This window comes from Candidatus Bathyarchaeota archaeon A05DMB-5 (assembly GCA_019685655.1).
In the GTDB taxonomy this organism is placed as follows: domain Archaea; phylum Thermoproteota; class Bathyarchaeia; order Bathyarchaeales; family Bathycorpusculaceae; genus DSLH01.
In genome coordinates this window covers 59865-82540 of record JABFQP010000003.1, presented here as the reverse complement: position 1 = coordinate 82540, position 22676 = coordinate 59865, and the positions used below count along the sequence as shown (strand labels likewise).

At 42.3% G+C, this 22676-nt stretch carries 30 protein-coding genes; 19 read left to right on the top strand and 11 right to left on the bottom strand.

The genetic code is table 11. The features are described from left to right. Positions 1-10: 10 nt before the first annotated feature. The 4 genes from HM003_04815 to HM003_04800 all read right to left on the bottom strand — a co-directional run bounded on the left by HM003_04815 (position 11) and on the right by HM003_04800 (position 4013). Positions 11-688 (bottom strand): anaerobic ribonucleoside-triphosphate reductase activating protein, encoded by a 678-nt coding sequence (locus tag HM003_04815; protein MBX5328658.1) that lies wholly within the window; start codon positions 686-688, stop codon positions 11-13. A gap of 12 nt (positions 689-700) precedes the next feature. Continuing rightward, positions 701-2827 (bottom strand): ribonucleoside triphosphate reductase, encoded by a 2127-nt coding sequence (locus HM003_04810; GenBank protein ID MBX5328657.1) that lies wholly within the window; start codon positions 2825-2827, stop codon positions 701-703. Next, positions 2824-3270 (bottom strand): transcriptional repressor NrdR, encoded by a 447-nt coding sequence (gene nrdR / locus HM003_04805; GenBank protein MBX5328656.1) that lies wholly within the window; start codon positions 3268-3270, stop codon positions 2824-2826. The genes HM003_04810 and nrdR overlap by 4 nt, the downstream gene beginning before the upstream one ends. 248 nt (positions 3271-3518) lie before the next feature. Continuing rightward, positions 3519-4013 (bottom strand): GNAT family N-acetyltransferase, encoded by a 495-nt coding sequence (locus tag HM003_04800; protein MBX5328655.1) that lies wholly within the window; start codon positions 4011-4013, stop codon positions 3519-3521. Positions 4014-4170: 157 nt separating this feature from the next. Here HM003_04800 and HM003_04795 point away from each other — a divergent pair, with 157 nt between their 5' ends. The 5 genes from HM003_04795 (at position 4171) to HM003_04775 (ending at position 7326) form a co-directional block, all read left to right on the top strand. Further along, positions 4171-4461: a hypothetical protein gene (locus HM003_04795; protein ID MBX5328654.1), complete on the top strand. Its 291-nt coding sequence runs from the start codon at positions 4171-4173 to the stop codon at positions 4459-4461. Next, positions 4454-4756 carry a GNAT family N-acetyltransferase gene (locus HM003_04790; protein ID MBX5328653.1) on the top strand — a complete coding sequence of 101 codons (303 nt, stop codon included), beginning with the start codon at positions 4454-4456 and terminating at the stop codon, positions 4754-4756. Before HM003_04795 ends, HM003_04790 begins: the two co-directional genes overlap by 8 nt. 39 nt (positions 4757-4795) lie before the next feature. Then, entirely contained in the window at positions 4796-5698 is a 903-nt protein-coding gene (locus tag HM003_04785; protein ID MBX5328652.1) for a hypothetical protein, read from the top strand. A 378-nt stretch (positions 5699-6076) separates the two neighbouring features. After that, positions 6077-6178 (top strand): hypothetical protein, encoded by a 102-nt coding sequence (locus tag HM003_04780; GenBank protein ID MBX5328651.1) that lies wholly within the window; start codon positions 6077-6079, stop codon positions 6176-6178. Positions 6179-6426: 248 nt separating this feature from the next. Next, positions 6427-7326, top strand: coding sequence for a GNAT family N-acetyltransferase (locus tag HM003_04775; protein ID MBX5328650.1), 900 nt, complete (start codon positions 6427-6429; stop codon positions 7324-7326). 63 nt (positions 7327-7389) lie between these two features. Here HM003_04775 and HM003_04770 read toward each other — a convergent pair whose 3' ends face one another. The 5 genes from HM003_04770 to HM003_04750 all read right to left on the bottom strand — a co-directional run bounded on the left by HM003_04770 (position 7390) and on the right by HM003_04750 (position 12473). Next, on the bottom strand, positions 7390-7854 hold the full coding sequence (locus tag HM003_04770) for a response regulator (protein MBX5328649.1): 465 nt from the start codon (positions 7852-7854) through the stop codon (positions 7390-7392). Further along, entirely contained in the window at positions 7806-11345 is a 3540-nt protein-coding gene (locus HM003_04765; protein MBX5328648.1) for a PAS domain S-box protein, read from the bottom strand. Before HM003_04765 ends, HM003_04770 begins: the two co-directional genes overlap by 49 nt. Beyond that, the gene (locus tag HM003_04760; protein MBX5328647.1) at positions 11339-11674 is read right to left on the bottom strand and encodes a hypothetical protein; all 336 of its coding nucleotides are present in this window, start codon (positions 11672-11674) and stop codon (positions 11339-11341) included. Before HM003_04760 ends, HM003_04765 begins: the two co-directional genes overlap by 7 nt. Positions 11675-11786: 112 nt before the next feature. Continuing rightward, positions 11787-12122 carry a hypothetical protein gene (locus tag HM003_04755; protein MBX5328646.1) on the bottom strand — a complete coding sequence of 112 codons (336 nt, stop codon included), beginning with the start codon at positions 12120-12122 and terminating at the stop codon, positions 11787-11789. Positions 12123-12290: 168 nt separating this feature from the next. Beyond that, a complete protein-coding gene (locus HM003_04750; protein MBX5328645.1) occupies positions 12291-12473 on the bottom strand; it encodes a ribbon-helix-helix protein, CopG family in 183 nt (60 codons plus the stop codon). 138 nt (positions 12474-12611) lie between these two features. Between HM003_04750 and HM003_04745 the strand changes: the two genes are divergently transcribed. The 11 genes from HM003_04745 to HM003_04695 all read left to right on the top strand — a co-directional run bounded on the left by HM003_04745 (position 12612) and on the right by HM003_04695 (position 19915). Further along, a complete protein-coding gene (locus HM003_04745; GenBank protein ID MBX5328644.1) occupies positions 12612-13748 on the top strand; it encodes a hypothetical protein in 1137 nt (378 codons plus the stop codon). Next, positions 13741-13929 carry a hypothetical protein gene (locus tag HM003_04740; GenBank protein ID MBX5328643.1) on the top strand — a complete coding sequence of 63 codons (189 nt, stop codon included), beginning with the start codon at positions 13741-13743 and terminating at the stop codon, positions 13927-13929. The genes HM003_04745 and HM003_04740 overlap by 8 nt, the downstream gene beginning before the upstream one ends. Before the next feature lie 7 nt (positions 13930-13936). Beyond that, positions 13937-14368, top strand: a complete 432-nt coding sequence (locus tag HM003_04735) for a DUF2190 family protein (protein ID MBX5328642.1) — start codon at positions 13937-13939, stop codon at positions 14366-14368. 6 nt (positions 14369-14374) lie between these two features. After that, complete coding sequence (locus tag HM003_04730) at positions 14375-15328, top strand: phage major capsid protein (GenBank protein MBX5328641.1); 954 nt, start codon at positions 14375-14377, stop codon at positions 15326-15328. Between the two features lie 22 nt (positions 15329-15350). Beyond that, complete coding sequence (locus HM003_04725) at positions 15351-15605, top strand: hypothetical protein (GenBank protein MBX5328640.1); 255 nt, start codon at positions 15351-15353, stop codon at positions 15603-15605. Further along, positions 15602-15844 carry a hypothetical protein gene (locus tag HM003_04720; protein ID MBX5328639.1) on the top strand — a complete coding sequence of 81 codons (243 nt, stop codon included), beginning with the start codon at positions 15602-15604 and terminating at the stop codon, positions 15842-15844. Before HM003_04725 ends, HM003_04720 begins: the two co-directional genes overlap by 4 nt. Continuing rightward, positions 15841-17064, top strand: a complete 1224-nt coding sequence (locus tag HM003_04715; protein ID MBX5328638.1) for a hypothetical protein — start codon at positions 15841-15843, stop codon at positions 17062-17064. The genes HM003_04720 and HM003_04715 overlap by 4 nt, the downstream gene beginning before the upstream one ends. A 128-nt stretch (positions 17065-17192) precedes the next feature. Next, positions 17193-17387 carry a hypothetical protein gene (locus tag HM003_04710; GenBank protein MBX5328637.1) on the top strand — a complete coding sequence of 65 codons (195 nt, stop codon included), beginning with the start codon at positions 17193-17195 and terminating at the stop codon, positions 17385-17387. A 65-nt stretch (positions 17388-17452) separates the two neighbouring features. Further along, complete coding sequence (locus tag HM003_04705; protein ID MBX5328636.1) at positions 17453-17884, top strand: hypothetical protein; 432 nt, start codon at positions 17453-17455, stop codon at positions 17882-17884. Between the two features lie 13 nt (positions 17885-17897). Beyond that, positions 17898-18953 carry a hypothetical protein gene (locus tag HM003_04700; GenBank protein ID MBX5328635.1) on the top strand — a complete coding sequence of 352 codons (1056 nt, stop codon included), beginning with the start codon at positions 17898-17900 and terminating at the stop codon, positions 18951-18953. A 59-nt stretch (positions 18954-19012) separates the two neighbouring features. Next, complete coding sequence (locus HM003_04695) at positions 19013-19915, top strand: hypothetical protein (GenBank protein ID MBX5328634.1); 903 nt, start codon at positions 19013-19015, stop codon at positions 19913-19915. A 79-nt stretch (positions 19916-19994) separates the two neighbouring features. Here the strand turns inward: HM003_04695 and HM003_04690 are convergent, their stop codons facing one another. Beyond that, a complete protein-coding gene (locus tag HM003_04690) occupies positions 19995-20231 on the bottom strand; it encodes a hypothetical protein (protein ID MBX5328633.1) in 237 nt (78 codons plus the stop codon). Positions 20232-20347: 116 nt separating this feature from the next. Here HM003_04690 and HM003_04685 point away from each other — a divergent pair, with 116 nt between their 5' ends. Further along, on the top strand, positions 20348-20548 hold the full coding sequence (locus tag HM003_04685; GenBank protein ID MBX5328632.1) for a hypothetical protein: 201 nt from the start codon (positions 20348-20350) through the stop codon (positions 20546-20548). Between the two features lie 67 nt (positions 20549-20615). Then, positions 20616-21731 (top strand): Lrp/AsnC family transcriptional regulator, encoded by a 1116-nt coding sequence (locus tag HM003_04680; GenBank protein ID MBX5328631.1) that lies wholly within the window; start codon positions 20616-20618, stop codon positions 21729-21731. 14 nt (positions 21732-21745) lie between these two features. Here the strand turns inward: HM003_04680 and HM003_04675 are convergent, their stop codons facing one another. After that, the gene (locus HM003_04675) at positions 21746-21904 is read right to left on the bottom strand and encodes a hypothetical protein (protein MBX5328630.1); all 159 of its coding nucleotides are present in this window, start codon (positions 21902-21904) and stop codon (positions 21746-21748) included. A 158-nt stretch (positions 21905-22062) separates the two neighbouring features. On the opposite strand from HM003_04675, the gene HM003_04670 reads away from it, so the two are divergent. Next, positions 22063-22629, top strand: coding sequence for a hypothetical protein (locus HM003_04670; protein ID MBX5328629.1), 567 nt, complete (start codon positions 22063-22065; stop codon positions 22627-22629). Positions 22630-22676 lie beyond the last annotated feature (47 nt).

Sequence of the window (22676 nt, the reverse complement as noted above, 5' to 3'; positions counted from 1 at the left end):
CTTTGAGCCCTTAGATTCGCAGTATTACGTTTCCAACATATTCCTTCATGGCATCAGCGAATTTGCTGATGTGTTCTGGCGAGTAAGGCTTAACAGTGTGAAAGTTTTTGTCCAAAGTGTCTTCTGGAATAAACTGTTGAAAAGCAAAGATTTTTACACCTTCTGCGAGTTCAGCTATTTTGTGTAAGTCTTCAGCGTCAACGAAGCTTGGAACTGCCGTCGTTCTAAATTCGTATTCTACCTTTCCAGTTTTCAGAATTTCAATAGTTTGCAGCAACGGTGAGACATCTTTCGCGCCTAGACGTGGATACTTTTCCAGAGAAGTTTTCACATCCAACGCCACATAATCCACATATGGTAAGCATTCTTCCAGCACTTTCGGATAAAATCCGTTCGTGTCAAGCTTAACCGAGAAACCCTTCGCTTTAAGTTTCTTCAGAAAACGTGGCATTTCCTTATGCATTGTTGGCTCGCCGCCAGTCACAACAACAGCATCCACGAACCTCTTGCGGCTCTCCAAAATCTTAAGCGCAGCCTCTTCTTGCAAAAATGGCGGTTTAGGGTCTATAACTATTCGCCAATTGTGACAGAACGGGCAACGTAAATTGCAGCCTGGCGTGAATAATACGGAGGATATTCTGTTTGGGAAGTCTAAGAGGCTTGTTTTTTGTATGCCACTGAATTTCATAGTGTTTTTCTCTCACGCAGGCACTGTTGCAACTGCGGGCACGACGGCGGATTTGTCAAAGGTCTTGCGTATGGCGAATTCTGCTTGTTTTCCGTCGTTCCATTGGTCAACTGGGCGCAGGTAGCCGACCACTCGTGAATAGACTTCGCAGTTTGCGCCGCATGTTGGGCATTGCCGGTGTTCGCCGTTTACGTAGCCGTGTGTGGGGCATATGCTGAATGTTGGCGTCAACGTGAAGTAAGGCAAACGCGAGTTCCAAGTCACTTTGCGAATGAGTTCTGCCGCGGCTTTCCATGAGTAGAGTCTTTCACCTAAGTAGATGTGAAAGACTGTTCCGCCAGTATAGAGCGTCTGAAGTTGTTCTTGATGTTCCAAAGCTTCGAACAAGTCACCTTCATAGTCCACTGGCAACTGCGAAGAGTTTGTATAGAATGGTTCTGCGTCTTTCGCCAAATATTTCTCGTTAGCTACAATTATGTCTGGATATCGTTTTTTGTCCAGGCGTGCAAGCCTGTAGCTTGTTCCCTCTGCGGGTGTTGCCTCGAGGTTGTAAATGTTTCCTGTCTCCTCTTGATACTCAACCAGTCTTTCACGCATAAAACTTAACACTTCAACTGCAAAGCTTAAGCCCTCATGCGAAACTATGTTGCATCCAAGAAGGTTCAGAACAGCTTCGTTTAAGCCAATCAAACCTATTGTTGAGAAATGGTTCTTCCAGTATTTTCCGTAGGTTTCTTTAACATTACGCAGGTAACGCCTTGAGTATGGGTATAAACCGTTTTCCGTGAAGTTCTCCAAACCTTTGCGTTTTATTTCTAAGCTGGTTTTGGCGATTTCCATGAGCGCGTCTAGTCGCTCAAAAAATTCGTCTTCATCCTTTGCTAAATAACCGATTCTTGGAAGGTTCAACGTTACTACGCCTATTGAGCCTGTTAACGGGTTTGCTCCGAAAAGTCCTCCTCCGCGTTTGTAGAGTTCTCTGTTGTCTATTCTTAGGCGGCAGCACATGCTGCGTACGTCTTCGGGTTTCATGTCGGTGTTTATGAAGTTGGAGAAGTATGGCACTCCGTATTTGGCGGTTACTTCGAAAATTTTCTGTGTTATAGGCGAGTCCCAGTCAAAATCTTTTGTCACATTATAAGTGGGTATTGGAAAAGTAAAGACCCTATTTTTGGCGTCTCCTTGACCCATTATTTCCGCGTAAGCACTGTTGAAAATGTCCATCTCTTTTTGCATGTCGCCGTAAGTCTCATCTGCAACGTTTCCACCTACGATTACTTGCTCGTCTTCCATGAAATCTGGAATCTTCAAATCCAAAGTCACGTTTGTAAAGGGTGTTTGGAAACCAACTCGTGTAGGCACATTCATGTTGAAAAAGAATTCTTGAAGCGCTTGTTCAACATCTCTCTGGCTTAACCCGTCGTAACGTATGAAGGGAACCAAGTAAGTGTCAAAGTTGCTGAAGGCTTGAGCGCCTGCGGCTTCGCCTTGGAGAGTGTAGAAGAAGTTTACAATCTGCCCGAGTGCTGTTCTGAAGTGCTTTGCAGGTTTACTTTCGATTTTTCCCGGAACTCCGCCGAAACCCGAGAGTAATAAGTCTTTTATGTCCCAACCGACGCAGTAGGGTCCCAAGACGCCTAAGTTGTGAATGTGGATGTCTCCGTTGAAATGTGCTTCTGCAATGTTTGGCGGGTAAATTCGTGTTATCCAATATTTTGCTATGATTGTGGATGACAAGTAATTGTTTAAGCCTTGTAGTGAATAGCTCATGTTTGAGTTTTCTTTGACACGCCAGTCTTCAATGTCTAAGTATTGGTCTACGAGGTCTGCAGAGCTCAAAAGCGCAGCTAATTCTCTAAGGTCTTGGTGCTGTTTCCGATAGAGAATGTAAGCTTTAGCCGTTCGTGCATGTCCATCTTCAATTAAGGTTTTCTCAACTATGTCTTGAATTTCTTCAACTGTTGGGACGCCTTCGTCTCCAAAACGTTTCTGCAGTTCAGCGACAACTTTGTCGCTTAACTGTTTGGCTTTTTCGCGGTCTTTTCCGCCAACAGCCTTTGCGGCTTTCCAAATGGCGTTTGTTATGCGTTCTTGGTCGAAGGGTTCTAATCTTCCGTCACGTTTTCTTACAAACCTCACTTTTTCACCTCAAGGAGCACTTTTCTAAAGTCTTCAGGTTCTTCAAATTGCCTGTAAACAGATGCGAAACGTATGTATGCTACACGGTCTAAGCCTTTCAAATATTTCATGACGAGGTCGCCGATTTCTTGCGAGGTAACTTCTTCTTTGCCGTGTAGCATAAGGTCTTGTCGGACGCGTTCCGCTAACTTGTGAATTTGGTCCATAGTTACGGGTCTTTTTTCGCATGCTTTCTGAAGCCCGCGGATAATCTTGTTAAGGTCGAAACGTTCAATTCTATCATCTTTTTTTCGAACCATGAGCTCTATGATTTCCACATACTCGTAGGATGTGAAGCGCTTTCCACAGTCTACGCATTCTTTGCGCCTTCTAACCGTGTTGTCTGGCGAATCTCTTGTTTCGAGGGTTTTGAGGTTTTCAGACCCGCAATATGGACACTTCATATACGTCACAATTTTAGTGTTTTGTTAGCTAAAGTAGACGCTAAATGTAGAGTTTAATTATATAAGATGTTTCTACAACAATATGGAAATGCATGGCAACGCACGTCAACAGAACATGTTCATGTTAAACATTATCACAGAAAACAAATGATGGCAAAACAGACTTTTTTAGGCAAAAGAAACTCAATTTCAGACAATAGGCAACATGCTTAAAAGTTTTCATAATAAACCTAAAAATTATGATGTTTTTAAGGGTTTTCAATATCTTTTTTTAAGACCAAAGACCATTTCCTTTCCTCCTTCTTTGCGAATCCAAATTTTCTGTAAAGTCGCAGCGCAGGCGCATTCAGTTTTGATACTCCAAGCTCAAGCCATTTTTTGTTTAATCGTCTAGCCCATGCGTTGGCATATTTGAGTATGTATGTGGCTATGCCGAGTCTTCTATATTCTGGAGCAACAGCTAAACTGCTGATGTACAAAGTGTCAGATTTTTCGCGCAAAACAAACATTCCAACAACACGCTCGCCAGACTTAACAAAATGACGCTTTTTCCCAAAAAACACGATTTCTAATGCCAGAATATATGGTATCGCCACTACATGCGACAACAATTTAGGGCTTCCGAAAAACAGGGCTTGCCCCCGTTCGCTATTTTTGAAGAATTGAAAGTTGAGCAGATTGAAGTATAAATGCTCCGTTTTTCTGACGCTCTCAACTTTAAGAAACTGGTGGATACTTTCCAATTAACTGCCTCTTCTAAAAGGTGAAATATCTTTAAGTTAAAGTTTATCAGCTAAGCCTTTTTAGCGGATGTTTGTTTATGTATCGATTTGGGATATATTTGGTTATGGAAATAAGTATCTTATAACTTGCTATACAAGATGTCTAGTGGCGAGCAAAATGATGCACACAACAAACATCATAACCATACTCAAAACACAAGGAAACATGTTAAACGTGAAAATAAAACAAATGGAGAAGAAGAAAACCATAGATGAGATAGCCTTGTTAGAAGTTTTCAGCATGAAAGTAGGCAATGTAATATTAAAGAATGTGTGCAGCGCCTTGTGGATGACTCACCTATTCAAAACGTCTATATCAGTAACTAAAACGCCATTAACAACGCTCAAATCCATAGCAAAAGCAGTAATCAATAAATTACCCAATAGCATCAAACAACTTTATGTCTAACATCAAAAACGAAAACAGCACATTCATCTTAGGGCATTTACAAGAAGAAGACGTACCGCAATATCTCGAACTGATGCGCGCAGTTTTCGGACAAACCAGCGGTGTTGACATATTCACCCAAAAACTAATCAACCATCACCCGACAATGACGCTTAAAAACTTCTTGGTCATTAAATACCATGAGAAAATCGTTGCAACCCTCAACCTGATTCCGGTTAAATGGAGCATTGGCGGAATACCGCTTCAAGTGGCGGAGATGGGGCAAGTTGCCACGCTCGCCGAATACCGTCATTGAGGACTTCAGAGAAGGCTTGTAGAGGAATTCCACAGACAAGTGGCAGAGCAGGGATACGACCTCTGCGCCATCGAAGGAATTCCCTACTTTTACCGTCAATTCGGATACGAATACGCACTGCCACTTCTCGAAGAAACAAAAATCAGGCTTGAACAAATCCCAGACTACGAATCAAACCTTACTTTTCGCCCATTTACCGAAAAGGGCATCCCCAGAGTCATGCAGTTGCTTGAGGAGTCTCAGAAGAAATTTTACGTTCACGCCATCCGTGACCAACAAATTTGGAAGATGCAGCATGAAACGGGCATAACTGGAGTAGACAAATTCGAAGGGTACGTAGCAGAAAAAGGCGGAAGTCTAATCGCCTATTTTAGAATTAGCAGCGATTTAGAGAACAAGACTTTGATACTGCGCGAAGTTTCAGATGCTGATTGGTACACGAATAAGGCGATTCTTAAGTTCTTGAAAGATTATGGGAAACAACATGGATTAGACGTTTTGATGACGCAGACAAGTTACATCGACCCCCTCACTCAACAGTTGGTTTCTCTTGGCGCCATTCAATGTTTACCCACTTATGCATGGCAAATTCGCATAGCGGATTATGTGAAGATTTTTGAAAAAATAAAATCACTTTTCGAACAACGCCTTGCCTCATCCATTTATTATGACCTAACTGAAAAGTTGAATTTCAACTTCAGACGTTACACTGTCCAAGTCATAGTAGAAAATGGATTATTTACAAAAATTCATAGAATGGAAGACTGTGCGGACAGAACCCTCGGTTTGAATCTGCTTGTCTTCGTGCAGTTGCTGCTTGGATATAGAAGCCGACAAGAGCTTGAGATGATTTATCCAGACTTTAACATAAGACAAAGCCATAAACACTTAATAGACATGCTATTTCCAAAACTGCCATCACATATTCACGTAGCATACTGAGCATTTATGCACACACATAGCTGACCTGCGTTTGACTATGTATCTCGCTTACTTCCAGGAAAGTTTTTTATTCTCATGTTTCTTAATTGAATTAGATGACCGATTATGGAAGAAGAGCAGCAGAAGAGGTACACCGGGAAATGTTTTGACTGTGGTGGATTGTTAGAACTGGTTGAATTAGATATTCAAGGTGTCAACAAAATCATGCAATGTCGGGATTGCGGCTTATTTCACATTTATAAGAAGGACTTTCTTGGCAGATATAAACTCGCCAAAGTAACCAAAATACTGGATAAAAAATAATCCTGTTGGTCCAAGCTGTACAACTTTAATGATAGAGTAGCTATCCGATTTTAAGGTGGTGCTCCACAAACCGATATCGCAGACCAGATCGAAAAACTTGCCAAACTAAAGGAAAAAGGATTGATAACTGAAGAAGAGTTTCAGCGCAAAAAAGATGAATTATTAAAGCGATTATAACATTTTGCTTTCCCCTTTTTCTTATGTATTTCTACACATCAGATTCAATTCTTGTTGAGATAACAAAGCCAGCATACGCTTGGAGGCAAACAATTGCCTATATTTTACTGAAAACCACCCAGACTCCTAATTTAGAAAAGGGGATTGAGATTTTAGAACCTAGGTTGTTACGTAAAAGAAGTGATTTCACAGTGTGTGCACTAAACATTTATTATACCCTTTTAAACTTGTGCTTAAAAGGCTAAAACATGACATTCAAAATTCGAAACTTCACAGAAAAAGACTTGCCAGTTCTTGTCAAACTACTTAACGACGCCTATAGAGGCACACATGAGTTCACACCTTACACTGAAGAAGACCTTTTATCATGGATTCGTGATGGAAACCTCACTATTTTAATGGCTGAGGAAAATGGCGAAGTCATAGGCTCCGTTTCATACAGAAGCGGGCACTGGGGCGAAGAAATCCAATGGGTTGTCGCTTCTCAAAAACCTAACAGAAAGCTCGTAGAGGACGCACTTATCCGTGAAATCGAAAAATACGTTAAAGGCGAAACAGTCTTTTCTGCTGTTGACGCTGGAAGCCCAAAAATCAACGAGTGGATTGAGAGAGGCTACAAACCTGAAGGAGGGCTATATCACATGATAGCGAAGCTTGACGGAAAAAAGCCTCTTCCAGAAGTTCCAGAAGGAATCATTTTGCGCACTTTAAAGCCTGCAGAGGAAAAAGCGTTTGTCGAAGCCGTTAATGCTGGATTTGGCTGGGAAAGAATTCAGCAGGGAACAATTGAACGGTGGAAAAAAGAACATAAAGTCTTCAACGAAGAATGGATTCAAATCGCAGAATATAACAACCAAATAGTTTCTGTCGTGGTTGCCAAACCAGATACAGAATACAACAATTTCTTTGGAGCAAAACGCGGCTACCTTGGACCCGCAGCCACGCTCCCCGAGCATCGCGGCAAAAACTTAGCTTCGGCACTTACACGTAAAGCGATGAATTTTCTTTTTGAAAAAGAATTTGATTCTGTGGCGTTGTACACTGCAGAACAGAACTTGCCTTCTGTGACGCTTTTGCAAAAACTCGGTTTTCAAATAGAGCACCATTGGAAATTCATGAAGAAAACCCTGTCTAAACGCAACGGCTAAAACATTGAAAGTTAAAATTTGAGAGGATAATTGGGAAAATTTTATGAAAAAACTTTTGAAAATCTACTTGCGCATCATTTCTTTTTCGATGTCTAATTCTCTGACTCTTGTCTCGATGAACTCTGCAACTTTTTCTTGACTGTATCGCTTTTCTTCCTCTTGCTTCTTTAACTGTTCTTTGATTGTCGTTAAGACTTTGTCCATGTCGAAGGGTTTCATTATGTAGGCGTCTGCGCCTCTGTTCACGGCTTCAACCGCATTCTGTAACGTTGGATAGCCAGTGATGATTACTTTGCGGATTCTCGGCGTTGTTTCTCTCATTCGTGTTAGGAGTTCTATGCCCTCCATGTCTGGAAGTCTGATATCTATTAACGCGACATTGTAGAACTTTTTCGTAGTGGCTTTTATTGCCTTTTTAGCTGTGTCCACTGATTCTACATTGTATCCTTCTTCTTCAAGTATTGTTGCTAGTACTTTTCTTATGTTTTCGTCATCGTCGACAATGAGGATTCTAGCGGTTTCACCCATAATTTTTCACCTCCTTCTTTTATTTCCGGCTTAATCGGAAGGGTAACCGTAAAGGTTGTTCCCTTTCCACGAGCACTTTCCACGGATATACATCCGCCATGCGCTTCCACGAAACGTTTGCAGATTGGCAAACCGAAGCCCATTCCCTTAGCTTTCGTTGTGAAAAGCGGTGTCCAAAGCTTTCGCAATGTTTCTTTTGACATGCCGACGCCCGTGTCTGAAAAGGTGATTTCCACATTATCCTTCACTTTTCTGCTCTTTATTGTTAACACCCCGCCTTTGTGCATGGCTTCTATAGCGTTCTTAATCAAGTTCATGAAAACTCTCTTCACTTTTTCAGTGTCAACCTCCATCTTCGGTTTGTGCCCCGCAAAGTTCTTCACTTGAACATTAGCTGGGACATCCACAATTGACAAGACTTCTTGCACTAACGTTCGTGGGTCGCTTTCTACTGCTTCAAGCTCTATTTCTCTTGAGTAGTCCAAAAGGTCATTTATTATCTTGTTCGAGTAGGTTATATTCTTCTCTATTAGTTCTAGCATCTCCTTTATTTTTTCATTCTCCGAACTCAATCTCTTTTTGAGATAATATTGTGCTCCAGCAATGCTTGTCAACGGATTGCGTAAGTCATGCCCAACCATTCCAGCGAGTTCACCAATAACCGCAAACCTTTGAGCTTTAAGCAATTGCTCCTGAGATTCCTTCAATTCGCGAGTTCGCTCTTCTACCTTCTGTTCAAGTTGTCCAGCATACGCCTCAAGCTGCTTTCTTGCCTCTTTTAAACTCTCGATAAGTTGAGCGTTTTCAATCGTTATTGCTGCTTGATGCAAGAAAAGTTCCAAGGGACCAAGCGATTCTCTTGCTGGCTTTCGACCATCTATCGGGTCGTCCATTGTTAACAAGCCGACTATTCTTCCAGTAGGCGTGCGGAGTGGAGCGTAAACCATATCTTGTGGATGCCAGTCAACCATTTCCTCTTCTGATAATCTGCTTGGAACTGCACTCATAATGGTTATAGCTACGTCTTGGGGTGTTCCAGGCGGAACGTTGAATGCATGTTCTCTGATCCATGGATCGTTCCAAGATAAGTAGTAGAACTCTCCTATTCTATATTTCTCATACTTTGGTCCTAGGCGTTCTTGCCATACATGTCCTGGCGCCATTTTTTTCATCAGTAGTTTTCTATCCTCTGCTGTGAGGCCTGCTGTGACGATTTCTCGTCTATCAAGATTTTCATCTGTTAGTGAAATTACGACTCTTCGCCAGCCGAAGTCTTGAATGGCTTTCGCGATTACCTCAAGTCTTTTGTGCATGTCCGTGATATGCATGATTTTCGTGCTGTTTTTCATGAGATTCTCCAGTTTCTTAGAAAGTGATTTGAGCTGTTCTCGTCTTCGCAAGTTGCTTATTGCGATAGCAATGTGAGAGGCGAGGTGATCAAGTAATTCTTCGTCTTCTTCTTCAAAAGCCGCGAGTCTTTCGCTTTCAACATTCAACACGCCTAAGACTTTGTTTTTCAGTTTTATGGGCACGGCAAGCTCTGAAAGCATGCCTTCTGTTCCCGCTTTCACGTAGGCTTTATCTTTTCTAACATCAGGAACAAGAACTGGTTTTCCCGTTCTTGCGGCTCTCACGGTTATGCCCTTTTGTCCATCTAAAGGCAAGTTGAATACTGGTCCATTTATGAGTCCACGGGTTGCTGCTAATCGCAGTTTCTTTCCTTCAATCACAAAAACATCGACAAACCTGAAACCTAAAACTTTCTCCATAGCATTCAAAGTGATAGTGCAAATTTCTTCTAGGTTCTCTGCCTTGTTTAGGCTTCTGGCGTAATCGTTTAGCGCGGACAGTTTTTCTTGCCTCTTAAGGTTGCTTATGGCAATTGCAGCGTGAGAAGCCAATATTTCGAGAAGTTTTTTATCTTGCTCGTTGAAAGCAACGGTTTTTTTGCTTTCTACGTTTAAGACGCCTAATACCTTTTTTCCTATCTTAATGGGCACGGCAAGTTCAGAGCGTATGCCCTCCCCGCCTTCAACGTAGGCTTTGTCTTTTCTAACATCAGGAACGAAAATAGGTCTGCCAGTTCTTGCGACTCTGACTGTTATGCCTTTTTCTCCGTCTAATGGTAGCTTTATTGAGAAATTTTTGGAGTATCCTCTGTAGCCTACCATGCAAAGCATTTTTCCATCTATCATGAGAAGTGAAGCGTATTCGAAACCGAGTGTTTTTTCAGTAGCATCTAATGTCAATTCGTAAAGCTCTTTTAAGTTCTTTGCCATGTTTAAGTTTTGGCCATAGACGTTTAATGCCGAGAGGCGTTCTTCAAAGCGTTTTCTTTCGTTTTCCATTTTCTTACGTTCAGTGATATCGCGCAAGTGGACGATTGAACGTACTTTACCGTGGGAATCTTTTATGATTTTGACTTTGGCTTCAACGTCTCTTTCTTCTCCATTCTTCCGAATAATTCTGAATTCATACGGCGATTGTATGCTTTCACCTTTTTGGCGGCGTATATATCTGGATTCGACTAGAATCTTGTCTTTTTCTGGGAGATATTTTCGGAAGTCTTGTCCAATAATTTCTTTCTTGGAGTACCCGCTCAAGTTTACAGCTTCATCATTAGCGTAAATTATTTTAAAGTTATCATCTATGATTATGATGGTATCGTGAGAGTTTTTTACTACTGAACGGAAAAGCTCTTCACTTTCGCGCAATGCATTTTCAACACGTTTTCTTTCGGTTATGTCTTGAACAACTCCAAATTCCCCAACAATTTTTCCATCCTCAATTAGAGGAACACTTGTAAACGCACCAACTAGATACTCGCCAGATCTTGAACGAATGCGCAATTCGTAAGGTGCCACAGTTTCTCCTTGAAGTGCTTTCTGAAAGGTTTCCATAGCAAGAGGTAGATCATCCGGGTGAATAAGGGGGGCGAATGATTTACCGAGCCATTTATGACATCGCCATCCTGTAAGTTCTTCAAATTTTGGATTTAACGAAGCAATAGTGCCATCAAGTGAAAGAGTATAGATAACTACTGGTGCGGTTTCGATGAGTTTACGATAGCGCCTTTCGCTTTTCTTCAGTGCTTCTTCCAGCTTTTTGTGGCTAGTGATGTCAGTGGCTATTCCAAATCTGACATACTTTTTCCCTGGCCACTCAATCGCCTTGTCTATGCACTTGTACCATCGTTTGTTCTTTTTGTTTTGAAGCTCTCTTATGCAGGTTCTGTTGGTTTCTTTTTTGAGTTGTTTGTTAGTGCAGAAAGGACACGGTGTTTTTCTTCCGTGAAAGATTGCATAGCATTTTTTTCCGGCGATTTTTGCGCCAAATACTTTTTTTGCTTTTTTGTTTACAAATAATATCTCGTAGTTTTCGGGGTCTACCACGTATACTATTTCATCTATGCCGTCTGTGAGAACGTGTAACATTTCATAAACGTGCCGAAGCCTATCCTCAACTTCGCTGCAACTGCAACTTTTCAACATCGTACCACGTACCTCTCCTTAACCGCTAACCGTTTCTTCACATTCTCCACAGATTCCAGAAAATTCGCGCTTTCAGAATTCTTGAACTCTAAACCAAGTTTCTCATATAGACGCGACAAAATGAGCTTCTCAAGATATGACGCTCCAGGTCCAAAAATTTTTTCAAGAGCTTTTGCAAATTCGGTCAGATTGGCGGGTATATTCTCTTTTTCTATTTTGAAAGAGGTTTCCAGATGGAAAAGTATTGCTTGTTTAGGCGAATCTCCTAGGGAGGATAAGCTTTCTTCCACCGCTGACAGTAGAATCTTGCTAAAGTTGTTTTGTGGCAAATTATTACCTCGATAGGTTAACGTAAGTTTTAAGAAGAAATCCATGAAGCATTGATAAATCATTTGTGAACTCTGAATCTGAATTCAAAAAGTAAGTAAGAAATGAGCTTACTTAGGCTTTAATTTTCTCCTTTTCTGAAAAAGTTTGCTTGGCTACCTCAACGTAGCCAATAAAGGAGAATTCTTTGTTTTCCTCCCATTTAAGCGGTTCGCCTATCTTTCTGTAAAGGTTTTTCATTATTAAAATTTCTATGAAACGAGCTCCCAAGCCGAAAATTTTTTCCAAGCCTTTTGCGAAATCGGCAACACGGTTGGGAATTTCGTCTTTTGGTATTTTAAATTTTTTTTCAAGGTGAAAATAGATTGCTTGTCTCACTGATTCACCAAGCGATGCTAAAGCCTCATCTACAGCTTCAAGCATAATTTTTTCGAAAGTCGCTTCCCTCAACTTTTGGACTCCTTTTAGAGATATAGCCGTGTAATCTATTTTGTGATGCGTATAAATAAATTCGTTGTGGATTTTTAAATTTAATCCTAAACTACGCTGTTCTTTGACTCGGAGTTTGAATCGGATTAAAATTTTTCCGCTTTCTCGTTTGCGTCTAAAAAATTTCCATCAAGCGGTTGGGTTGTTCGCTTTGTGAACTTTTTCTCCAAGCAAACTTAATTCTTTCGCATAATCCATCAAAGCCATCCTTAATGTTTCACTCTCGCTTATTCCAAGCCTCCTTGCCAGTTCTTCAAGGATTTCTCTCTGTTCTTTGCTGAGAACCACTTTGACAATGCATTTTCTAGGCATTAGCAATCACTTTTGAGGCATGCGTCCACTCGCTGTGACCGTAAATTGGTCTACGGGAGGGCTGCTGCGTTGTGCAATTCGCCTTTTCATTTTCTTCGTATATTAGTTTGGTGTTAGTTGTGCGAGGTTGATACAAAATTGCCATGGGAAACAAGCACCGATTACATACGCAGCGGACATCGCAGCCCGGAAGAATTCCAGCAAGACACTCTACGCACCATCGTGTTAAGCAAAGAAGAAGGAATCAAAGCAGTTATTGGCAAACCTAAAGGAAAACATGCCATGGAAGTTCAAAGCTACCTATTTGAGGTTTCTAAGGGATGGACGCTTGAGAAAGCCAAAAAATGGTTTGAAGAGCACGAGCCAGTTAAGGAGCATGTTTCCGCTATTTTGCCATTCAAAGTTTTAGAAAAAATAGTTGAAAAGCCCTTGCGAATTCGCGGAGTCGCGATGACCGCTGGCATGAGTCGAAACTTCAACATCTACAAGCCTGAAGAACTTCAAATTTTCGCTGAGAAACTTGTTTCAGCACCAGTCTATGTTGAACATGTTACTGTGCCTAACGCAGTTGGAAAAATAGTCAAAACAGAATGGGACGGACAAAACCTCTGGTACGAAGCTGAAATTTATGACGAGGAAGCTGCTGAAAAAATTCGCAAGGGCTTAATTAGACATGTGAGTGTCGGTGCAGATTATGAAACAATAGACGTCCTAGATGGAAAAATCCCGCATGGCTTGCACAATGCAGAATTGAGCCTTGTGGCTGTGCCTGGAATTCCAGAAACAAATATTCAAATCATAGAAAAACTGCAAGTTAAGGAGCAAACGTCTACGCCGATAATTGCTGGCGAATATGTTTTGGGATTTTACCAAGACATCTCAGCTTTTCTGCCGGAACATTTTAGCACTATTTGGCTTGACAAGGAAAACGGCGTTTTGGCTATCACTGGCAAATTGCGAACGGAGCCTGAAACACAAAGAGTTCAGAGCATCTTTTTTGCTAAAGAGAAGATGTGGGACGAAACTAGAATTCGCGATTGGCTTCTTTTGCATCCGCAATACATGACTCAAGCAAACGCTCCACGAAACGGCATTGAAAGTTTACTGAAAGACCAGAAGACTATGATTTCCGTTGAGGAGGCAATAAAGATGGTTCAAAACGTTCTGCCTAGTCCAATGGTTGAGAGAAGCTGGGGTTTAGGTCCACAGAGAATGTGCCAAGAACTTCGTAGCGTTATCTTCAAACTTCGAAGGAGGTTAAACAGTGATGGATAATCAAACGAAGCATGCCTATGAATTAGCCAAAAAAACGGTTCTCTCAAATGATTTGCTCACTCAATGGCTGATTGACATTGAAGAAAGACTTCGTAAACTGGAATCTTCGCAGTCACTGAACGTGACTTGGGAAGTAAGCAAGGCTGAGCTTGCTGAAACCAAAATTGAAAGTATGGAGTGAAAATTTTATGGCAGATAATACTGGCAAAACTTGGATGAGCATTGGTGAAACAGACGACCCAAACGCAATAATTGAAACTTTCGAAGCTGCTACGGCAATAACAAAAGGAGATCCTGTTTACTTAAGCGCTGACGATAAGGTTAGCCCAGCGTCTTCAGCCCAAGATTGCATAGGCATAGCTGTCAAAACTGTTGCTTCAGGACAGCCGTGTCCAGTTCTTGTTCGAGGCAGAATCAAAGTTAAGGTTGGCGGAGCCATAACGCGTGGTAAGGCAGTGTATGGTGGAGATGCATCCAAAAGGATACTTCAGCTGACAGACCAAGCAGTAAACGAAGGAGGCACGAGCACCTACACCATCTATTACAACCGCAAACTTGGAACCGCTCTGGAATCTGCTTCAGCAGCTGACGACTTAATCTTCATCGTGGTGGAGAAGTGATTACGAATGAAGCCTAAACTTTTCGAAAGCCTCATGCAATCAGACTTTGAATTCAAGCAGCTCATGGAAGACTTAAAGCACAAGACAATCACGCATCCATTCCTAAAGCGATACTGCGAAGCCGGCATCAAAGAACGTTTGTTCAGCGACACCGCAAACGCGTTGGGACACATGCATGACACACTCGTGCAAGCGGCAAATCCTGAAATGATAGGCAGAGACATAATCACGGTTAGACCAACAACTGAGACCATGGAAAGATTTCCGCTTGACGAGAAGGCAGTTGCGTATCGTTATGCAGAAGGCGCATACACAAGATTAAGCGGAAAGAAAATCAGCACTGTAGACATATACACTAACATTGTCGCTGAAGTCTCTGAAATGTGGACTCGAGAGTTTTTGGAAGACGCTACATGGAACGTTATGGACAGCATGACGGAAAAAGTCGGTAGGGCACTTGGCGAAAATGAAACCAACAAGATACTGGAACTTTACGGTGCAATAGCGAATGCCGATTTAGCCGGCGGAGCACCAATCGACAATGCAGGCGCTGCACTGAATTGGTCTGGACTGCTCAAGCTGCATAATACGGTGAGAGGCGAAAACTGGCGCCCCACAGTCTTGGCAGTGAACGAAATTCAGCTACATCAGCTTTTAAGCGACGACAAATTCATCCACGCGCAATACTTGCCTTCAGAACAAGTCGACCTCGAACGCGGCGTCATAGGCAGCGTCCTCGGAATGAAAGTCATGGCTAGCACATTAGTGCCTAACGGAACAGCCTATGCAATAGACACCCGCGTGGCTGCAGTCATGCTTCTGCGGAGAGACGTGACAGTCGAAGATTGGGCAGACCCGAAAACAGGTGAGTTCGGCGTGAGAGCAACAACAAGGTTCGGCTTAGGAATTCTGCGAAGCAAAGCAGTAGCCAAAATGACCAACATTAGCACGTCCCTGTAAGCGTTTTCAGGCTAGGATGAAAATGGTAACTTTTGAAGGCAAATGCCCCTCATGCGGAAAAGTTTACTACTCGAAATGCAAGGGCGACATAATTGTCTGTGATTGCCGGTGCCACTGTCCATTATGCGGCGCTGAAATGACACAATACATGCCAGACACTGCCTCAAACATTTACGGCATTGACAACAAGCAAGACTTACGCATTCTGATGGTTTGCACATTTCACAATCCCCCATTTTTTAGCACACAAAAACCAACGGAGGTTGTTTGCACTTGAGAAATTTGCATGAAAGATTAACTCTCGCAAAAACTGTGCTGAAGGAACTCAGCAGGCAACCCTTAGGCAGAACAGAACTGGAAAAACGCACCGTAAGAAAGCTTGGCACCCACGCCACTTTTGAAGGTATATTCGCGTATCTTATACGGAATGGCTACGTACAGAAAAGTGAACAGAAACACCGCGCGCTTTACGTCATTACTGAGAAGGGACTCAAGCTTTTGGAGGGTTTGCAGTGAGCAGCGTTTTGAAACGACTTGTTGATGCTTTTTCACCCAAAAACAGAGGCGGCTACGCTTCTCCGCAACCGTCTACACTCTATGAAACCCCCACTATCCCACTAGCTGATGTTATGAAACTTTATGAAAGAGACCCGACATGCAAGGCAAGCGTTGACCTTCTTGCAGCTTCAGCTGTTGGCATGGGCTTCTATACAACTGTAAACGAAAATTACGAAAATGCTACTGAAGCAAAACGCATCATAGACCAGTTTAACGAAAATGTGAATTTGGATGCTTTGCTCTGCGATATGGCGCGTGTGTTAATCGCTTGCGGAAACGAGTTTTGGCTTAAAATTACTCCGCAAAATCTCCACAGATTAAGTAGGCTTCCTGTGGATGCCGTAGAACGCATCGAGCAAAGCTACATACAAAACAGTGGTTTAAAAATTCCCGATAAAGTAGAAGGCTACAAACTTCGCTATACTTATGGCGGAGAAACTCTCAAGCCTGAAGCAGTCATTCACTGGCGCATCAACACTCTTAACCCGTCCCGCTTTGGACTCGGCATTTTACAAGTCTTGCTTCACACATTGACGATTAACAATGATAAACGACCTGCATACGCTTGGATAAAAGCCAAAATCGAACGTATCATGCCAAAAATCTTCGAAAAATACGCTGGACCAGACGTTCTTGCTTTACTAGAAAAGGCAGACGAAGAAACAATCCAAAAATTCGAAAGAGTCATCAAAAACCGAAGCGAAGAAGGCGCGTGGCTCTTCTACAGCGGAAAAGGCGACATAAAACCAGTCGCTCTTGACCCACGAGCCCGCTTTGAATATTACATAGACCATTTGATAAACCAGTTTTATCTCGGATGCGAAACGCCATTACCAAGACTTTTCAGCACTCCCGGCTTTACAGAAGCCTCAGCACGAGCTGCCTTGGACTTGCAAAACATGCTAATTAAGCCTATTCAGCGTTACATTAAGCGGCAAGTTGAACATGACATTTTTGATGCGGTATTAGCTCAATCTGGATTAGACTCGGTGAAGGCACAGGTTCGACTGAACTGGGGCGCTGAAAAAACACCCGAAATTGTAACGGCGGACATTTTGAAAGCGGCAGAGCTTGGACTAATTCGTCCAGAAGAGTTCCGCAAAAACGCTGTGAAGTTTGGCTGGATTCTTTGGGAAAAAACGCAGCCCGAAACCTCTCCGGAAGGTGCAGCAAAATGACGCCTTTTTCTTGTCCTCCTTTCCCCTCTCAACTGAAATGCCACATGCACCTTTCGAGAGGCGGGAAACTTGCTTTCAAAGTCACGCCAAACATTTTTGGAAGGCGTGTTAGGAGGTGAAATGAGAAAATGGTGAGCATTAACCGTAAATTAGTTGTTGCGGGTTCCAGCGGCTTCGTTTTGGGCTCTATAATGTGGTTCATAGGTTCTGTGGCGACAACTGTGATGACAATTCTACCCGCTTTAACGCCATACGTTGCCTTCATCATAGGCTTCGGAGGAGCAATAGCCGCAACACTAAGCGAAGACGCAAAACAACAATAAACCGCACTTTCGCTATTCCTCCCCTTTTTTAGTTTAGCACGTAAACATCGTTGGAGCTGGGTTGCATGATGGTTGAACCTCCATGGAGTCAATATGACCAAGCATATAAGCGCATACACGATAGGTTAGTGGAAATTCTCGCGAAACTGTCAAACGTAAACTTGAATACTTCACCTGGAGAATCCAACTATGTTTTTGATGGTGGTGTCGCGGCGCCTTCCACTGCTGGAGAACTGACGCTTTTGACGGTTACGCCTTCCAACGGCGAAACACGTCATGTTACGGATGTTATTGGCGGAGGAAACATGAAGGGCTACGTTACAATTTACTGGGGTTCGACGGTTAAGTGGCGCGGACGCTTCTTGGCAGACGCAAGCGTCGGTCAGCAGTTCAAAACTCCAATTAAAGTTGTCGGCGATGGCTCAACACAGTTAACCCTTAAAGTTTACGCGGCTGCGGCAGGAAACTTTGAAGCCTTTTTGGGGATGACTTGGTAAAGTGTCGCAGCAGGTGGTTACGAAAAATCCTACTTCAACCACGATGATTGTTGCTGGATGGACTAACCCGCAGAATGCTTATGCAAGTGATAATGCAAGAGCATCAGCAAGCACAGAAAACGCAGAGCAAGAGTATGGCGGATATGGCTTTGCAGTTCCAGAAAACGCGACCATAAACAAAGTAGAGGTTGGAGTGGAAGGCTACACAAGTGCTGGAGAACAATTAGACGTAAAAATTTATGACGGGTCCTCGTGGCATGCCAAAACGGCCTTGACGAGAAGTAACGAACAACTGGAATGGCTCAATTTCACCGCAAACACACAATGGACGACAGAGAAAGTAAATGCTGTCAGAACGAGAATCGTTTTTAGAGGCGCAAGTGGAGGAGGCGACACTTGCTATCCCAAAGAAACTTTTCTTTTGTGTGTTGATGTTGACAGAAACTATTTTCTTAAACAATGCAACGAAATCCAACTGGGAGACATGGTTTTAGGCTACAGAAAAGACCAAGGATACCATTGCTGTCGCGTCGTAAATGTGGAGAAGCACGAAGGCGACTTTGAACTTTTGAAAATAACCGTGGACAAGTCTCCAATTGTCAAGGGCGCGGACATAAGTAAACTGAAAGATTTCAAACCATGGAAAGAATATATTTACGTTACTCCAAATCATGAAGTTTGCAGTCCCACGCATGATGGCAGAACGAAATGTGGAGAATTAAGAGAAGGAGACTTACTGGTTGACTTGCATTTGGGACAAATGATAAATGTGCCTATAATAAAAATTGAAAAATCAAAGTATAACGGCGCAGTTTACAACGTGAAGTTAGAACCACACTACGAGGATTTCTTCTACTTCATAATAAGCCTTGAAAACGAGCACGCAAAAGCATTAGAGAAACTTCTAGGCAAAACTTGGAACTTTTTCAAAAATGCTGAATTCGCTTTGATTGGTTTGGCAATAAAAACGTGGTATGTTGACTGGTTGCCCGTAAGAGTAACTTACACTGAAGCAACCTCAATGGCGGGTTATAGCACAAAAATGAGTTTGACAAAAATCGGAAATTAAAAGGACAGTTTCCAACAATTTTTAAATCTAAAACACAACAATAGCATAGCGGAGATATCTTGCAGGAACGATATTTGAAACTCTTGTTGATTGCTGCTTCCTTAAGCGTTCTTTTAAATGCGCACCCGAAAAATATAACTGCCCATTGCTGGAGCAACGGAGGATACTCTACGACTCCAGAACATCCTGATTACGGAACTCACGATTGGATTGCGCAACACGCTATAGACTGGCTACCAAACGAAGAAAAACAGCACATTTTAGACAATTTAGCAACTTACTTGTATGGCACTGAATTACCCGACAATGGTAACGCCCCAGACGGCATCGGCGACACAACAACACACCACGTTTATTACTGGGCCAACGGAAGTGTGCAAGACGATGCCGCGGCTGTCCGAGCACAAGCTGAATATAACAAGGCCGCTAATTACATGCGAACTGGCAACATAGCAATGGCTGTAAAGACTCTTGGGATAATGAGCCATTACATTGCCTATGTCGGCGTGTTCGGTCATGTGATGGGCAGTGAAACAGATTGGGGCTCAGAAACTCACCACAGCGATTACGAAACCTACGTAAACGAGAGAACAAACGCTTACAACGATGAATTTGATACTTTTCTAAGTTTTGACGGCGTTTTAGATAATATTTCCGCTTATAACGCTACTTTAACGCTTGCCTACGACACAACATTCGATGCAAATGGCGATTTAACATGCGTTTGGATGGATCAAAACTACAACTGGAACAACCTCACATTTCGGAACCGCTGTGGAGAATCACTTAACTTGGCAGTAAACTTGATCGCTGACGTTTTACACATGTTCTATGTGAATGAGGTGGTCTTTGAATTTTCTACCAGCACAATTACATTCATCTTTGTATTTACCACTACTGCGGTTATTGCGTTGCACATCAAGAGAAAGGAAATATGTAGCACGACAACGTTGGGCAATTAAATAAAGAGATTCGCCACAAGCCCTAAAATTTTGTCTCGCATGCTCAACAAAGCTTTTGTTTTCTTTTTTCCTGCTGGAGTTAGCACGTAGACTTTTTCTTTCTCTGATGCACCTCTCTGACTAGCTTATTTTCTTGCAGTTGATTCAAGCAAGAATAAACAATTCCTGGAGTCATTGGCATGTTAAATCTTCTCTGGATGTAAGAGAGAATCTCATAGTCACTTAACATTCCGTTTCTCAGCTTTAATAAGACTAAAACATCGAGAAAATCCATTAGGATTCGCCTATGCAGTTGCATTAGAATTTCTGATTCCAACTGAGGCACCTACAGAAATTACTTCTATAAGTGTTTTTCATATAAACCTTTTTCACTTTTCACCGCATTATATTTTATTTGCAGTGCAAAAACTAAAAAAGGAGGTGAAACAATAGATGATGTTAAAGAACGCCATTTCATTCCTCTTGATCGTCTTAGCCGCAACCGCCATAATCAGCGCAGCAACACTAGCCTTCAAAGAAATCGCTTTACCCAGAAATACGACAACATATGCAAACAAGGAAACGTTACGTGCTACAGACTTTAACAGTGCAGTAGAACTGTTAGGTGACGACAGAGGAGGAGGATGGCCTTAAATTGAAGATTAACTTTAAAGTATTTAAAAAAAACTACAACAATATCCTAATGTAGGGAAAACAAAAGATGAACAAAACGTTTGACCTCTTGGACGTTGAAATATTAGAGTGCCTCGGCGAATACGGACCAAGAAACATCTCACAAATAGCTCGAAAACTTGGCATACCAATAGAAACAGCGCGGAAAAGAGTGAAACGCTTAATCTCCCGATTTTCTATATCTTTTCACGCGAATGTTTATCATACGAATATCGGGCTTAGAAAAGCTTTTGTTTTTGTTGATGCCGTGCCTGGTTATGAAGATGTACTTTTTAAGAGTTTGAAAGCCAATGACTTTTGGCTTTATGTTGGTCGTTGTTACGGTAGGTTTGAGGGCTGCTATGGAATCTACGCCATTCCAAAAGAGCACGTGCCGGAGTTTGAACAGTTTGTGAGTCAACTGGAAGCGACGGAGATTGCGAGAAACGTGCGGCTGGTGTGGTCGACGTGTTTGTATTCTGCGAATTTAACGGAGAACTGGTTTGATTTTGAGTCTGGACAGTGGGTTTTTCGTTGGGACAAGTGGATGGAGGAGATACCGAACGAGGAAACCAGTTTGCCCTACACTTTAGTTGAGTCTAAAGATTTTCCGCTTAAGGCTGATTATGTTGATGTTCGTATTTTGGCGAAGTTAGAGGTGGATTCAAGCGTTAGTTTTCGTGAGCTTGCAAAAATTGTTAATTTGACGCCGGAGGCGGTGGCGTATCATTTTAAGAATCATATTTTGAAGCGTGGTTTGCTTGAGAAGTCTAAGGTTTTCTTGCTGCCTTTTGACAAGTCGGAGTCTGACTTTTTCGTTTTTATATTCAAGTTTGACGATAGTGCTGGGATGGCGCGGTTTGCGTCTTCTTTGTTGGATAAGCCGTTTTTGCATTCGCTTGGGAAGGTTTATGGCGAGAATTCGTTGATTGCGCATGCGTATCTTCCAAGAAACGAGTTTAGACGGTTTGTGCGTTGCTTGTCTGAACTTATTAAGAGGGGATTTTTGCGTGAGTATGAATATTTGATTGAGGATTTTGATGTGCGGTCTGCGCAGACGATTTCTTACGAGTACTTTAAGGATGGCTCGTGGGTTTATGACCATGAAAGGCATATGGAGAAGCTTCGCGAAATTACAGGAAGCGCAAAGCTCGGAAAGTTTTAAACGCGTGCGCTCTTCTACTCTTCAGTTACCGTGACTTTTTCGACTGTTTTTAGCCATGGAATCTTTGCTGGTTCGTTTGAAAGTTCGTTTAGAATGTCTTGTTCTATTTGCTTGTTTCCTGTTAGAGCGCTTTCTTTTACAAGAGTAATGACAATTATTGCTTTTTTAGTCATGTACTCTGCCTCTGAAGAGGCCATATTTTATGCTTTTTTAGAATTTGAATCTTACTCTAGTAAAGGGTTTATGGTCTTTTGTTCTAGCCCTAAGGTTCTTACTAGCATAAATAGTTAAAAAAGGGTAAGGGTAAGTGTAAATATGGAGAAGGGAGAATATGAAGAAAATTCTAAGAGTAGCTTTAGCATTGCTTATGGTGTCTGTTTGCTTATCAGTATTTGCGTGTGTACCTTATTCTAAAGCGGCAACCCCGGAACAGATAGAAGCGTCGATAGTTAAGGGGCTTGAATGGTTAGCCGCACAACAGCAAGCTGATGGTTCGTGGTCTGGTGACCTTTCTAGTACAGCTATGGCTGTATTGAAATTTGAAGAACGAGCAGTAGATTTGGGCTTAGACCCTCTTAATCCAGCTTATGAATACTACGACCAAGTCAGAAATGGACTGAACTTCATTTTTACCAGAGCTGAAATTGTACAGATATCTAGTCAACCTGCTGGCAACCCAGACTCTGACGGCGACGGAATTGGAGTAAGGTTTAACCAAGACAATTGGCACTACACCTACGGTACTGGAATTGCAACGATGGCAATTGCAGCATGTACTCATCCAGACCTGGCAGTTTCGGTTGCGGGAAGCCCCGTGGACGGGTGGACGTATCTAGAAGTAGTTGATGACACCGTGGATTACATGGCCTTCGGACAGAACGATGCAAATTGGCCATGAGGCGGTTGGGGATACATTGAAAATTACGGTTGGAGTGACAACTCTAA